11 protein-coding genes are annotated in these 14,356 nt (G+C 44.1%); 10 read left to right on the forward strand and 1 reads right to left on the reverse strand.

Annotated elements, in window-relative coordinates; all coding sequences use genetic code 11:
• The first annotated feature begins 27 nt into the window (after positions 1-27).
• Positions 28-1,167 (forward strand): FecR family protein, encoded by a 1,140-nt coding sequence (locus BLR32_RS13860; RefSeq protein ID WP_089832720.1) that lies wholly within the window; start codon positions 28-30, stop codon positions 1,165-1,167.
• Positions 1,168-1,337: 170 nt separating this feature from the next.
• Positions 1,338-3,971, forward strand: a complete 2,634-nt coding sequence (locus BLR32_RS13865; protein ID WP_176842273.1) for an alpha/beta hydrolase family protein — start codon at positions 1,338-1,340, stop codon at positions 3,969-3,971.
• A 107-nt stretch (positions 3,972-4,078) separates the two neighbouring features.
• Here the strand turns inward: BLR32_RS13865 and BLR32_RS13870 are convergent, their stop codons facing one another.
• The gene (locus BLR32_RS13870; protein ID WP_089832725.1) at positions 4,079-4,429 is read right to left on the reverse strand and encodes a hypothetical protein; all 351 of its coding nucleotides are present in this window, start codon (positions 4,427-4,429) and stop codon (positions 4,079-4,081) included.
• Positions 4,430-4,997: 568 nt separating this feature from the next.
• On the opposite strand from BLR32_RS13870, the gene BLR32_RS13875 reads away from it, so the two are divergent.
• From BLR32_RS13875 to BLR32_RS13915, 8 genes are all read left to right on the forward strand, one after another.
• Positions 4,998-5,288, forward strand: a complete 291-nt coding sequence (locus BLR32_RS13875) for a hypothetical protein (RefSeq protein ID WP_089832727.1) — start codon at positions 4,998-5,000, stop codon at positions 5,286-5,288.
• A gap of 1,019 nt (positions 5,289-6,307) precedes the next feature.
• Positions 6,308-6,733, forward strand: coding sequence for a LytR/AlgR family response regulator transcription factor (locus BLR32_RS13885; protein WP_176842274.1), 426 nt, complete (start codon positions 6,308-6,310; stop codon positions 6,731-6,733).
• Between the two features lie 122 nt (positions 6,734-6,855).
• Positions 6,856-7,413 carry a hypothetical protein gene (locus tag BLR32_RS13890; protein WP_089832733.1) on the forward strand — a complete coding sequence of 186 codons (558 nt, stop codon included), beginning with the start codon at positions 6,856-6,858 and terminating at the stop codon, positions 7,411-7,413.
• A gap of 146 nt (positions 7,414-7,559) precedes the next feature.
• Positions 7,560-8,054 (forward strand): hypothetical protein, encoded by a 495-nt coding sequence (locus BLR32_RS13895; protein WP_089832734.1) that lies wholly within the window; start codon positions 7,560-7,562, stop codon positions 8,052-8,054.
• 204 nt (positions 8,055-8,258) lie between these two features.
• Positions 8,259-11,072: a SusC/RagA family TonB-linked outer membrane protein gene (locus tag BLR32_RS13900; protein ID WP_218124195.1), complete on the forward strand. Its 2,814-nt coding sequence runs from the start codon at positions 8,259-8,261 to the stop codon at positions 11,070-11,072.
• A gap of 10 nt (positions 11,073-11,082) precedes the next feature.
• Positions 11,083-12,429, forward strand: a complete 1,347-nt coding sequence (locus BLR32_RS13905; RefSeq protein WP_089834158.1) for a RagB/SusD family nutrient uptake outer membrane protein — start codon at positions 11,083-11,085, stop codon at positions 12,427-12,429.
• Between the two features lie 41 nt (positions 12,430-12,470).
• Entirely contained in the window at positions 12,471-13,436 is a 966-nt protein-coding gene (locus tag BLR32_RS13910; protein ID WP_245705425.1) for a cyanophycinase, read from the forward strand.
• Positions 13,437-13,568: 132 nt separating this feature from the next.
• On the forward strand, positions 13,569-14,297 hold the full coding sequence (locus BLR32_RS13915) for a carbon-nitrogen hydrolase family protein (protein WP_089832738.1): 729 nt from the start codon (positions 13,569-13,571) through the stop codon (positions 14,295-14,297).
• Positions 14,298-14,356 lie beyond the last annotated feature (59 nt).

Here is a 14,356-nt window from a genome sequence, read left to right on the forward strand (position 1 = left end):
CCTCCGGTTATGCGTTATTAAGTTATCATGAGTTTAGACCGAGATTTTATTGAGAATCTGATCATACAGGACATCTGCGGAACAATTGCACCGTCTGATAAGGCTGTTTTGAAGGATGCCATAGATAACAACCCTGAGTTATGGCTGTTGCAGCAGGCAATGATGCGCAAGTTGCAGACTTCTGAAGTGCAGGAAGCCCGCAGGCAACTCCGTGAATCATTCACTGCACAGGATATTATCAGGGAAGAGCGTAGAAGAAGACGGACCCGGACTATACGAAGATCAGGTGCTATCGCGGCCGTAGCAGGTGTGATCGCTTTTTTTAGTGCAAAATATATTTCATTTCATTCTTCCTCTGACACAGAGCAGGTAATGGTCATCGCTGCAGGCAATGAGCCGAAGCAGGTTGTTTTACAGTTGCCGGATGGCAGGAAAATAGCTTTAGATACTATTCAGGAAAAGCTGAATGTCGGCCATGTTGCTATCAGTACGCAGAGTAGTACACTTTCTTACCAGTCAACTAATACTAATAATAAGGAACGGGCAACCTTAATTGTACCGCCCGGCAAGGACTATAAGATCCATTTGAACGACGGCACCGAGATTCATCTTAACTCTGGCACCCGGCTCATATTCCCCTTACAATTTCTTGATGATAGCAGGGAGGTTACCATCGATGGGGAGGCTTATGTGAAAGTTGCCCCTCAACCAGACCAGCCTTTCATTGTGCATTTATCACAGGCTACAGTACAGGTATTGGGTACGGAGTTTAATGTTAATACCTATAGCGGTGGTGTGCAGAAAATAGCCCTCGTGAATGGTGCGGTAAAGATCAAAACTAAGATTGATAGCCTTGTGTTAAAGCCCGGCATGGAAGCTGTAACTACTGTAGATGGTGTGAAAGCAGATACATTTGATGCATCCGAGGTACTGGCATGGCGAGAAGGTAAATACTATATCAATGATGCTACCCTGGAAGAAGTAAGCAGTGTTCTGACCAGGTGGTATGGAAAGACTGTCGTTATTGATAATAAAGAAACCGGACGGCAAAGATTTACCGGGTTGATAGATAAATCACAAAAAATAGAAGTTACCCTCGACGGATTGAAACTTACCAATCGCATTGATTATTATACAGACGAAGATGGTGTAATTCATATCAAATAATAAAACCTACACCCCGTTTTTACCTCTTTCTGAATTAAGATAGTACTTGTAAGCCATTTTTGCGTTAAATGAACAGTACATCAGGAAGCATGCACTGCTATGCCATTACAGGTGTTACAATGTATTTTCATAGGCCTCAGCCAGGAACACAATTTAATTATGCTCAATACATGAAACTGAATTTTAGATTTCTGATCGCTTCACTCCTTTGCATAAGCCAGCTATCAGCCCAGAAAAAAGAAGTGGATACAGATGCCATTAAAAACACAAGGAAACTTGGCACATACGGTATTTCAAACGACGGGAATTATATATGGTATACTGAACAATCAGATGCTAATGGTACTACCTTTTATGTTTGTACCAATGATGGCCGTAAAAAGGCCAGCTATGAGAACGTGAGAGGTGCAGCGTTTACATCAGACAGTAAATATCTTGCATTTGAATGGAAGGATGATATAAATGTATTAGAACTACCTGGGATGAAGGAATACCGGTTCGTTCACGCACGCAACCCTAAAGTTGTCGGCGAGGGGAATAGGACCTATCTCTGTTTTCGCAGGGGGGATACCTTAACGTTAAGGAATTTGTCAGGGGGAGAGGAGAGGCGCTATACAGGGATCAGGGACAGCTATTTAAATAAACAGGGAACTGCGTTGGTATTGTACAAAGATAATAGCCTTATATGGGTAGATATCAAAGACACAAAAGAGAGGTTTTTTTTTACGGGGCCTGAAATAAGGAATGTGAGCTTCAATGCGACAGGTTCACATTTAATATTTTCAAGCACAAAAGGGAATAGCACGGTTATTTACGAGTATCACCCTCAGGCGTCATCAGCGACTATACTTGTTGACGATCGCTCCAAAGGAAAACAGCCGCATTTGGAAATCTTAAAGCATGATATCAGGTTTAGCGATGATGGAAACTTTGTTTTTTTCAAGTTAAGGGAACGTACAGCTTTATTGAAGCAGGACACTAACCTGATTACAAAGGGAGTGAGCATTTGGAGCTTCCGCGATAAAAATCTGCAATCTGAGCAATCGAATAACACCGTTGCTGACGAATATACAGCAGTAATTGCCCTTGATACGAGAGATGTTGTACAACTCGAAAATGATCATCAGACCATAAGTGGGCAGGTCAGGGGAGAATATGTGCTCCTGAAAAATAAAACCCATGAATTTGAAACCTATTGGAACGGAGAACGGGTTCAATATTGGCTCTTGTCATTACGTACGGGTGAGCAACGGGATTTCATTCCGTCGTCTGTACAGCAGCCGGTATTAGCAGGCATTTCTCCAAAGGCACGATATATTACCTGGCGCGACGATCTGAGTAATGAAACATTTTGCTATACAATAAAAACAGGTAAGGTAAATAAAATCGCTGCTGGTATAATTGTTAATGCATCTGTAAGTACCCAGGGTCGTAGAAATTCATTTGAAGTATCCGGCTGGCTAAAAGATGATGCAGCGTTGATCGGGTATGATAGTTTTGATGTATGGCAGGTGGATCCGGAAAACAAAAGTAAGCCAGTATCTATAACCGGGAAAGCAGGGAGAAAAAACGGAATTCAATTCAGGCCTGTTGAAGTATTAGCGCAATATGAGCTTACCGGTTTAAAAGATTCAATCCTCCTGACTGGGATGGAAGTATCAACAAAATATAGTGGATTTACGAAAGTAAAGCTGTCTGCGATAAATGCCCCTGGTAAAAATTTTTTAGGACCATACCTGTATTACTTCCCTGGTATTGTCCTTGATGGATACGTGCCTCCTCCTATGAAGTCCAATAGATCTTCAGCCTTCCTTCTGCAAAGACAAAGTGATATAAGCCCCTCTAATATTTTTTTCACAAAGGACTTTCGTCATTTTATTGGTATCTCCGATATCCAATCAGAGCCTGGATATAAGGGATATGTCGCTGAACTTATACAGTGGACTAATAAAGAAGATCAGCAGAATTTCGGTGTATTATACAGGCCGGAGGATTTAGATCCTGCAGGAAGTTACCCTATTATATTTAACTATTATGAAAGCAGAAGCTTTGAGAGATATCAGTATAAAGTACCTGCATTAAGCGCTGTGAATGTAAATGTTCCATGGTACGTAAGCAGAGATTATGTCATATTTATACCGGATATGAACCGGATGCGTGGTAAAACAGGCCAGGTTGCGCTGGAGACAATTGAAGGCGCTGCTAAATACCTGACAGGAAAGTATACGTGGATAGACAAGAGAAGGATGGGACTGCAGGGGCATAGTCACGGGGGATATCTGACAAACTATATTACCACTCACTCTAACTTATTTGCTGCTGCTCAGTCTTCGGCGGGATATAGTGATTTTATCAGTGGGTATGGCCTATTGGCATTTGGAGGCATCAGTATGCAGTTTATGCATGAAGTTGGGCAGAATAACTTAGGTGCAACACCCTTTCAGAATACACAGACATATATTGATAATTCATGCATTTTCACAGTCGATAAGGTTACCACTCCGTTGTTGCTGATGCATAATCAGGGAGATGGCGTAGTTAGTTTTGAGCAATCCATTGAGCTGTTTACGGCATTGCGTCGTGTAAGTAAACCGGTGTGGTTATTGGAATATGATAATGAAGATCATGTGCTGTCAGATCCTGATCATATTCTGGATTTTTGTACCAGACAGCAACAGTTCTTTGATCATTATCTGAGAGGTAAGCCGGCTCCTAAATGGATGACAAGTGGTCTGCCTGCAGTTTATAAGGGAATATATTCTGGTCTGGAAATAGATAGTTCTAAAAAAGCGGTTGGTCAGTAAAGATTGAATCGTATACTCTTCTCTTTATAGAATTCTGAGCATATGTTATATAAAGATAGAGTTTCAGATGGGTGATCCCATCCGAAACTCTAAAATTGTAACATCAATTAGTTAACTGCGGTTGTGTGGGTAGCTGGAACCTGCACACCAGTCCATGCTGGGAATGTAATGGTAGCTGTACCATTAACTTGAGTTAATGTAATTGATGCAGTTGTTGTTGTGCCAGTAGTGCTATATACGGTAGTAAGCGGATTAACAGTTGCGTCTGTTATGAACCTGGCAGGGGTGATAGGTAAATAAACAGAAGCGGCTGCAGCGTATACAGTGCCAAAGGTTGTGTATTCTGTTGTGTAAGTGAACGCTCTCAGACCATTGAATTTAGCAGCATTGAAAGCGAATGCACCACCAACTACGGCTAGAATAGCCACTGCGGAAAGAATAATACGAGCTTTTTTCATAAAACAAATGCCTTTATAAATCAAAAGACTAAACTTAGAAAACATAAATATTGCCTACTCTTTTCGATGGTTTTCGGCTACCCCATCTTGGAGATTTCCCGGCGAGCTTGCAATCATGCCAGGCAATTGCTGATCAGCAAAAAGTTTGAAGAGTACAGCGCTAAAGCCTGATAAAGGCAACGCACATACTACCCTTAGACGGTATGGAGATGTAAGAATTGGAAAATGTTATGTCAGCGCAAATTGTTATTGTTGAGGTCAACAACAACAGCAGCTATAACGAGAGTAGCAACAACAGAGACAAGGATTGATCAGAATATTGAACTTCGGGTTCATAAAAATTTATTTGGGTTAATTCAAACGGATTATGGTGGGTTCCGTTGGTATCATTGTTTACACAAATCTACTTCTATGTACTGTCTTTTTACTTAGGAGATGAAATAAAACTTTGGAGAAAGCGTATTTTATGCGTCCCTCAACCGCATGAGAAAAAATCCACCTATGTTGCCACTTTTGAATTGCGTAAAACCCGCAATTCTAATTTCCATAGTTTTAAAATAAAAAAATTATGGCAAGAACAAGAAATCCATTATTAACCGGCGTAAAGCTCGGTCACGGTGAAATAGATCCGGGCTTTATACTGAAAACCCGTAAGGGGAAGGTATTTATCAGTAAATACCCCGACATGAGCAATGTCATTCCTTCGAAGTTGCAGTTGAAATCCAACAGTAAGTTTACAGCTGCAATAGCGTATGCAAGAGGCATTATCAATGATCCTGTAAAGAAAGGTGCTTATAAAGTCAGGCCTGGAATGAGTGTATATCATTCGGCTGTTAAAGACTATCTGGATAGTCATTAGAGATATTCAGGATGAGCCAGCAGTTACACTGATAACTTATAAGAAGAAAGCCGCTTCATTTTCGAAGCGGCTTTCTTTTTTACTCCCACCCAATTTCAAAATAGACTCTATTACTATCCCAGAGTTCATTAAAGATGAACTTTTTTCTCATCCACTGTTTCTTGTTTTTAGAGACGAGCTTCCAATTAGGTGGATTGTGAAACCGCCTGGCATCGGGCCCGAGGGTTTTGTCATCGTAGTAATAGTAATGTTTCCAACGGATATCCGAGCAGCTGCTCCAGAATGTGCCGTGATAAGGACAAATCCAACAGCGACCGTATATACGCTTATGAGCGCATTTGTAGGTTTTGTTATCAGTTGTCTCTTTCAGTAGCTTTTTGTTCTTCACTTGTAAACACTTTGGTGTTACAAGGCATCAAATTCTTTTTTCATATTTACAAATGTAAGATATATATAATGCCATTGAAATTTTTCTCTCTGCCGTAAATGGTATTCGGTTTCCCGTTGTACCTGCACATTTGGTCATTTCTGCTAAGGATATAGAATAAAATTGTCTGGAGTAATACGAGATCTAACATTGAGGCTCGTATGAGATATAGTAGAGATTCGCTTATCCTCCCTTAATCCTCCCTTTTAAAGGGAAGATTAAGGGAGGATAAGCGAATCTCTACTATATCTCATACGAATTTCAACCCAATTATAACGTCAAATTTTTAAAAATTCAGGTCTCATTTTGATCTCTAAATAATTATTTTTCATTAAATTACATGGATATTTTTAATTCTGGTCCGGTACTTAACCATAATCTTTTTTAGTATTAAAAGTTTCAACTATGAACACCATTTCAATGAATCTTGCTTCAGGTAATTCCCACCCCAGTAATGCCATTACTGGTCAGTCTAATCCTATACCATTACCATTCCGACTACGACTATCCCTACTACTATATTCCCTACGCAGCTTCCACAGCGCTCTTTCCCCCCGTTTTAGACACCAATTGTTCACGATTCCCAATTTTAATGAAAGAAGGTATTCTGATCCTTACAAAAAACGCTATTTATGAACTGGTCTTTCATGAGCAGATCATCTATATTACTGTACAAGACCACTATCTCCTTTTAAAGCTTACAGACGGCCGTTCCCTACCCGCCAGATATAGTCTGAAGCAACTTGAGCAACAACTTCCCCCCAATATTTTCTTCCGTACTCATAGAAGTTATATTATTTCCATCAGACACATTAAAGGTGTAGGATTGGACAGTATTATCATGAAAGGGGGAGAGGAGATCCCACTTGGTAAAAATATACGAACCTCTTTTTTGTCGCTTTTTACAGTGCTCGGAGGTACAGAAAGTGACGGTGCTTACGTCGCAAATTCGACAGCTTGCGTTGCGAATTCGACAGCTCACGTACTTTCTTCAAAACCGCCTCAAAATCCTTCCTAACATTGTGTCATCAATCACAGCCAAAGGGGCTGCACCTGTAACAGGAGAGAGGTGCCTCCTGCTATACCCGGCGGTAGTGATTGTAGTAAAACTTGATTTTTTATCTTAAAAACTTAAAGAATATGGCACACATAAAACAAAATAAAATGATGGAAGGAACGTCCGGTACTATTGGAAATGTAACCTTCAGCGTAAAAAAGAATAAAACAATTTCTGGCCCCAGGCGCGGTCCTAGCAAGAAGCCGCCGACTGAAGAGCAGTTGGCAGTACAGCTGAATTTCGAACGTTGTTCGGCATACGCTCAGAAAGCAATCTCTGATCCAGCAACGAAGCTGTTGTATGAGAAAGCTACGACGGGAGGTCAAACAGCTTTTAATGCAGCCTTCAGGGATGCAGCCAGACCGCCACGGATATTGGAAATTGAAACGAAACAATATAAGGGCCAGGTAGGTGATGTGATCGTAACCCTGGTGAAAGATGTCGTCCGCGTCGAATCCGTAAAAGTAACAATCCTGTCTGCGGCAGGAGCGGAGCTGGAGCAAGGAGACGCCGTTCCGGATATCGGCAACTACTGGAAGTATGTAGCTACAGCAGCGAATGCCTCATTATTGGGGACGCGTATCCAGATTACTGCCACCGATCTGCCGGGTAATGTTACCGAAGCAGAGGAAGTGATCTAACGCCCATTTAAACAAGAAGCGTCCGGCCTCAAAACCGGGACGCTTCTTATTCTCACAAAGAAGGTAAAGAACATACAAATAGTCATTTCTGTTCTATTTTCCGCAGCCGGATTAAAATAGCATTGCAGTTTAATCGACTATTTATAATGCGAACTATCATCACTATCGTACTGCTCTTTATTTTTTCATTACAACTGACCGCACAAACAACCTATCCCCGTATCACCGGTTACGTAGGTATATTACATCCTATTGTACATTTTGGTGACGGAGGTGCACAGTGGAACTTCAACGGAGCCTATGTCGGCGGATTCCCCACAGGTATCAACATCTGGAAAAGCCAGCGGATCGGTTTCTCCTTTGAGTTCGTTCCCTTTATCCGCGCTGCGAATGGTACCAGTAAGATGAATAACTTTCTCTTCCATCCCGGTGTGCTTGTTGCCTTAGGTCATGGATTCACATTTGCCGGCCGCGCTGCATTTGAAACATCAGGCAGATATGGACTAACTCCCGTACTGAATAAAGTGATCAAAAAGAATAAAGACTGTAGCTATTTCGTTGCAATACCCGTACCTGCCCGTTTCGGCAACGATCATCCTGCTACAATAGGCATAGGTTTCCAATTCGGGATCGCATTTTAAACTCATTAAAAAAACAGTAACAAATAATTCTACCTTTTATTTTGATAAAAGATTTTTTAAACTAATTTTGTCTACACAATTAGTAGACTAAAGCCCGTTTGTATCCCACCAACACAAAACGGCTATTACCTATCAATACTTTAGCACCTTCCATTCCGCCGGCAACTGCTGCCGGTGAGTATTCCATTACCAAAATTGTTCGATGTGAAAAAAAGTTTACACGTCCTGATCATGCTATGCTTACTGGTGGAGCCCTTATTGAATTATGCACAGACTGTAGCTCCTCCCGACACCACCATTGCCTCTTCCATGAACCGCGCTTTGAGCGAAGTGATCGTTGTCGGTTACGGTGCACAAAGTAAGAATGCCGTAGTTGGCGCCGTAACGAGTATTAAAGCTGCAGGCATCAAAGACAGGCCTGTAGCTAGCTTTGATCAACAGTTACAAGGCCGCGCACCAGGTGTGCAGGTCAGCGCCAATACAGGCGTTCCCGGAGATGGTATCTTTTTTCGTATACGGGGAACAACTTCCATCAACGCAGGTAACGATCCTTTGTATGTAGTAGATGGCGTATTCATCAACAACCAGTCACTACAGAAAGTAACGACACAGGGACAGGCCAACAATCCGCTGGCGGATATTAATCCTGCGGATATTGAGTCTATCTCTATCCTGAAAGACGCTACCGCTACTGCCATCTATGGTGCACGTGCAGCTAACGGTGTTGTGCTGATCACTACCAAACGAGGTACCTACAACAGCCGCCCTAAAGTAGGGTTCAACACTTATGCGGGAGTAGCATGGGCGCCTGAATTGTGGGAACTGGTAACTGGTCCTGAACATGCCACTATTATCAACGAAGCCTGGGTCAATGATGGCAAACCTTTCGCCACAAGGCCTTTCCGGCCTAAGTCGGAAGGCGGCCGCGGCCTGCCGGAAGAACAGCCTACATACGATCGTTTGCATGATATCTTTCGCACAGGTGCTATACAGAACTATGATCTCTCGCTGTCAGGTGGTAACGAAAAAACAAGATACTACCTGAGTGGTGGTTATAACAAACAACTCGCTGATATCAAAACGAACGACTATCAACGCGCGAGTCTGAAAGTAAATCTCGATCAGCAGATCAATGACAGGGTTCGTGTAGGAACAAGTAACTCACTGTCACGTTCCCGCCGTACCAATGCGCGTGTAGGAGATGGTCCGCAGGGCGGTATCCTGCAGGCCGCATTGCATACACCAACATATCTGCCGAAGTTCAATGATGACGGCACCTATGCGAAGTGGGCAGGCTTTGATAACCTGGATGTGCTGATCAAATACACGGATATGCATTCCATCAGTACCCGCTATATCGGTAACTTATACGCAGAAGCAGACATCCTGCGTAAGCTGAAGTTTCGTACCAGCTGGAGCCTGGACTATAACGACTATGATGAGTATGAATACTGGAACAGTTATACAAACAGGGGAAGCGCTAGTAAAGGCCTGGCTACTTCCAGCGTAAGTAAGAACATCGTGTGGGTGAATGAACAGACCTTGTCTTACAGAACCAGCCCGGGACAAAAGCATACGCTGGGGGTGCTTGTTGGTAACTCCATCCAGGGCAATATCGCACAGCAAACATTTGCGCAGGGCACTAACTTCCCCAGTGATGCATATAAGCAAATTGCATCAGCCGCTACCACTACCGCGTCTTCCAATCGTGCAGAGAACAGGCAGGTATCTTTCTTCTCCCGCGTGGAATATAACTATGAAGGAAAATACCTGGCGGAAGTAAACTTCCGTGCAGATGCTTCCTCTAAATTCGGTACAGACAAACAATGGGGATATTTTCCTTCTCTCGGCGTGGCATGGAGAGCAAAGGAAGAACGTTTCCTGCAAGCAGTAGATGTTATCAGCGATCTGAAAATAAGAGCGAATTATGGCCTGACTGGTAACCAGAATGGTATTGGCAATTTCGCTTCCCGTGGTCTCTGGGGAGGTGGTTCCAATTATCTTGACAACCCCGGTACTATCCCACAGCAACTGGCTAACCCGGAGCTGGGCTGGGAAACTACCCGCCAGTGGAACCTCGGATTGGACCTTGGGTTGATAAACGATCGTATCAGTATAGAATTTAACTGGTATGATAAATATACCAGCGATCTTTTACTGAACCTGCCATTGCCTGTCAGCAGCGGCTTTCGTACTATTGCCAGCAACTCCGGAGAGATCAGTAACAAAGGCTTTGAGCTGGGTATCAACACAACTAATATCCGCAGCAGGAATTTTATATGGCAAACAGGATTTAACATCGCCCGCAATATCAACAGGATCGAGAAGCTGAATATCCCGATCGATGCATCCTATTCTGTGGAGCGGATGGCACAGGGTTATCCTATGCATTCTTTCTACGTATACCGCCAGTTGTATGTTGATTCGAAAACAGGTGATGCCGTTTATGAAGATGTGAATAAAGATGGTAAGATCACAGCTGCAGATAGGCAGATGACTGGTCAGGCGACGCCAAAATTCTTCGGAGGACTGAATAACAACGTAAGTTATAAAGGATTTGATCTTACAGTGTTTTTCAACTTTCAGTGGGGGAATAAAGTGTACAACAGTAATCGTTTCTTCCATGAATCCGGTGGTACGCGCGACGATCGCAGGGCTATCAACAAAAATCAACTCAACCGCTGGCAGAAGCCAGGCGACGTAACAGATGTTCCAAGGATCACCACTATCGGTAACAACTATGCACTGAATCCTGTCAGCCGCTTCCTGGAAGATGGTTCTTTCCTGAGACTAAGTTCCCTGACCTTAGGTTATACCGTGCCTGCGCTTATTGCCAAACGCATTCATGCCAGTAATATCCGCTTTTACGTGAGCAGCACCAACCTCTGGCTCCTGAAGAAATACAAAGGGCCTGACCCGGAAGTCAATGTTACTTCTGATCCCAATGTACAGGGTTATGACCTGGGCACACCGCCCCAGCCGCGTACTGTACAATTTGGCCTGAACCTTACACTTTAAAATGACGAACATGAGATTGAGCATATATCTTTTAGCCGGTATTTCCCTCCTGACCAGCTCCTGCAAGAAGTTCCTCGATGTACAACCAGAGCAGCAGGTAGATGCCTCGGAAGCTATTACCAACCTGGGAAGTGCAGAAACAGCGGTAAATGGGCTTTATAACTTATTGGGCAGTGATGCTTATTATGGTTCCAATTTCCCTGCGTTATCTTACCTGTCAGGTGGAGATATTCAGTGGACAGGTTCCCAGTCTGCACCCCAGCAAATTGCCAACAGGCAGCTGACAGCAGATAATGGCAACGTTGCATCCTCCTGGGCAGCTATTTACCGTACCATCCTCTCCGCCAATTATATCATTGATGCCATTCCAAAACTTTCCGATCCGCTATTTTCACAAACAAAGAAAGATCAGCTGACAGGAGAGGCCTATTTTGTGAGAGCCTTATCCTATTTTGACCTGGCCCGTGGCTGGGGCGGTGTACAACTGATACTGACGCCTACACGCCTGCCCGGCGATCATACAGGCATTAAAAGGAGCAGCCTGGAGGAGACCTACCAGCAGGTGCTTAGCGACCTGAATAAAGCCGCAGAATTGCTGCCGCTTACTACCAACAGGAATAGGGCTACCCGTAAAACAGCATGGGCCCTGAAAGCCCGTTATTTCCTTTATAGGGAACAAACAGATTCTGCTGATGTATATGCCACAAAGATCATCAGTGATGCCGCCAATTACCAGCTATTAAAGCCTTATAGCGCTTTCTTTGCGGGGAATGTAGTAGCGACTGCAGAATCGGTTTTTGAGATCGGCTACAGCGTCTCTTTTAAGAACGGGCATTACAACTGGTGGCTGCCGCCTGCCTTGGGAGGCAGAAGGGAATGGGCGCCTAATGCGCAACTGGTTAGTTTGTTGAATGATCCCACTGTTGGTGGTAACAGAAATGCCCTGATAGGACAGACTGCTCCTCCGGGTAATCTCTGGTACGGAAAGCTGTACTATCGTACGCCTACCGGTACAGATCCAGCTTACCTGATAAGAATAGCAGAGCTGTACCTGATACGTGCAGAAGCAAGGGCGAAGAATGGTCAGCTGACGGAAGCCCTGCAGGACCTGAATGCGGTTCGCGATCGTGCTGGTATAGCTCCCGGTACAGCAGATACAAAAGAAGCGATCCTGCTGGCTATAGAGCAGGAAAGAAGGCTGGAATTTGCCTTCGAAGGCGACCGCTGGTTTGACCTGGTGCGTACCGGGAGAGTAGCGGCAGTATTGGGTGTGACTGACAGGAACCGTTATGTATTTCCGATACCGGCAGATGAACTGCTGGCAGATAAAGCCCTGGATCCTAATCCGGGTTACTAGTATCACAACACATGATTATAAAACCCTTTAAATACGATCCAATGAAACGGCTGATCATATCATTTTTTTTCGCAGGCATGCTGCTCTTAGCAGCCGGCGCTATAGCACAGCAAAAGACAGCAGCTACCACTGTACCTTCATCAAATTCAGCTACAGCTGCTGTGCCGACTGATGCTGTTGTAGGTCCTCAGAAAGGCGCCCTGATCATTGTGGGCGGTGGTAAGGTAGGCCCGGAAATATGGGCGCGCTTTATCGAGTTGGCAGGCGGTCCTAACGCCAATATCGTGGTGATTCCAACTGCCGGAGAAGATTCTGCTCTTGCTACCGGTAAATCATTCGAAAAAGAATTACTGCAGGACCTGGGCGTAGCACAGGTAACAGTACTGCACACACGGGAGCCTAAAGTTGCTAACACAGAAAGTTTTGTGGCGCCGTTGAAAAAGGCGACGGGCATCTGGTTTCCCGGCGGACGTCAGTGGAAGATTGCAGATGCTTATCTGCATACACTGGCAGAAAAAGAGATCAAAGCTGTGCTGACCCGAGGTGGTGTAATAGCCGGTACATCCGCAGGAGCTACCATCCAGGGTTCATTCCTGCTGAGAGGAGATACCAAAGGAAATGGTATCCTGGAAGGAGATCATGTACAGGGGCTCGACCTGATCCATCATACCGCCATCGACCAGCACATCCTACGCCGCAACCGGCAGTTTGACCTGGTAGGTGTTATTAAGGCGCATCCGGATCTGCTTGGTATCGGTATTGATGAAAGTACTGCTATTGTGGTGCAGAAAGATACATTTGAAGTGATCGGAAACTCGTATGTAGCTATTTACGACATTGCGCATATTAACGAAAAACAAAAAAGCCCTACGGGCGAATACAATACCGATGGCCCCTTCTATTTCCTGGGCCGGGGGCAACGGTTCGACCTGCAACAGCGTAAAGTTATCACTAATACTAACCGTACTGCGGTGGTGAATACACCCAGGCTGAGCAACAATAATTAGGTTATCTGTTGCACCATAGATAAATAAAAAGCCGTCCTGAAAAATATCGGGGACGGCTTTTTTTTATTAAAATATAGCAATAATATTACGCTATCCTAACCAGCGCGGAATCCACTAAAAACTCACCAGACTATGAAAATTTGCGTAGCACAGGCAAAAGCAGTAAAAGGAGACATCCGGAGCAACATAGAAAACCACAAAAAGATCATCGATCTGGCTATCTCTCACGGTGCAGACACCATTATCTTCCCGGAATTATCCATCACAGGTTATGAACCCACATTGGCCAAAGACCTTGCAATTTGTATCGATGACGAATGCCTGAGCGATTTTCAGCATATCAGTGATGCAAGGAATGTAACTATCGGAGTGGGAGCGCCACTGAAAGCGGATACAGGGATCACGATAAGTATGGTGTTGTTTCAGCCCGGTGAAGAGAGGAATGTATATACGAAAAAATACCTGCATGCAGACGAAGATCCTTACTTCGTTAGCGGACAGAGCACTGTTAGCTTGTTGGGAGAAGAAAGTGATGTAGCGCTGGCCATCTGTTATGAACTGTCAATACCGGCACATGTGGAAGACGCGTACAAAAGTGGTGCAGCTGTTTATATCGCGAGTGCGGTGAAATCGACAGGAGGGATTGATAAAGCGATTGCAAGATTATCAGAAATAGGAGAGCAATATGAAATGACGGTATTACTGGCAAATGCAGTAGGAGAGTCTGACGGGTTTGAATGTGCGGGTAAGTCGGGCATATGGGATAATACCGGTGTACTGGTAAATCAACTGGACGCTACCAGCGAAGGTATCCTGGTGTTTGATACAAAGACACGCAGTGTCATCGCAGCAACGGTATAACGAAAAGAGCGCCTCCGATAACGAAGACGCCCTCTTGCTATAATGAAATGGATGATATT

The sequence above is a fragment of the Chitinophaga filiformis genome (assembly GCF_900102545.1).
GTDB classification, from domain to species: domain Bacteria; phylum Bacteroidota; class Bacteroidia; order Chitinophagales; family Chitinophagaceae; genus Chitinophaga; species Chitinophaga filiformis.

What these genes read in the sequence shown, in the direction of transcription:
- BLR32_RS13910 (WP_245705425.1), top strand. Translation starts at nt 12,471, where the DNA reads ATGAAACGGCTGATCATATCATTTTTTTTCGCAGGCATGCTGCTCTTA.
- BLR32_RS13905 (WP_089834158.1), top strand. Translation starts at nt 11,083, where the DNA reads ATGAGATTGAGCATATATCTTTTAGCCGGTATTTCCCTCCTGACCAGC.
- BLR32_RS13875 (WP_089832727.1), top strand. Translation starts at nt 4,998, where the DNA reads ATGGCAAGAACAAGAAATCCATTATTAACCGGCGTAAAGCTCGGTCAC.
- BLR32_RS13915 (WP_089832738.1), top strand. Translation starts at nt 13,569, where the DNA reads ATGAAAATTTGCGTAGCACAGGCAAAAGCAGTAAAAGGAGACATCCGG.
- BLR32_RS13860 (WP_089832720.1), top strand. Translation starts at nt 28, where the DNA reads ATGAGTTTAGACCGAGATTTTATTGAGAATCTGATCATACAGGACATC.
- BLR32_RS13890 (WP_089832733.1), top strand. Translation starts at nt 6,856, where the DNA reads ATGGCACACATAAAACAAAATAAAATGATGGAAGGAACGTCCGGTACT.
- BLR32_RS13885 (WP_176842274.1), top strand. Translation starts at nt 6,308, where the DNA reads ATGAAAGAAGGTATTCTGATCCTTACAAAAAACGCTATTTATGAACTG.
- BLR32_RS13895 (WP_089832734.1), top strand. Translation starts at nt 7,560, where the DNA reads ATGCGAACTATCATCACTATCGTACTGCTCTTTATTTTTTCATTACAA.
- BLR32_RS13870 (WP_089832725.1), bottom strand. Translation starts at nt 4,429, where the DNA reads ATGAAAAAAGCTCGTATTATTCTTTCCGCAGTGGCTATTCTAGCCGTA.
- BLR32_RS13865 (WP_176842273.1), top strand. Translation starts at nt 1,338, where the DNA reads ATGAAACTGAATTTTAGATTTCTGATCGCTTCACTCCTTTGCATAAGC.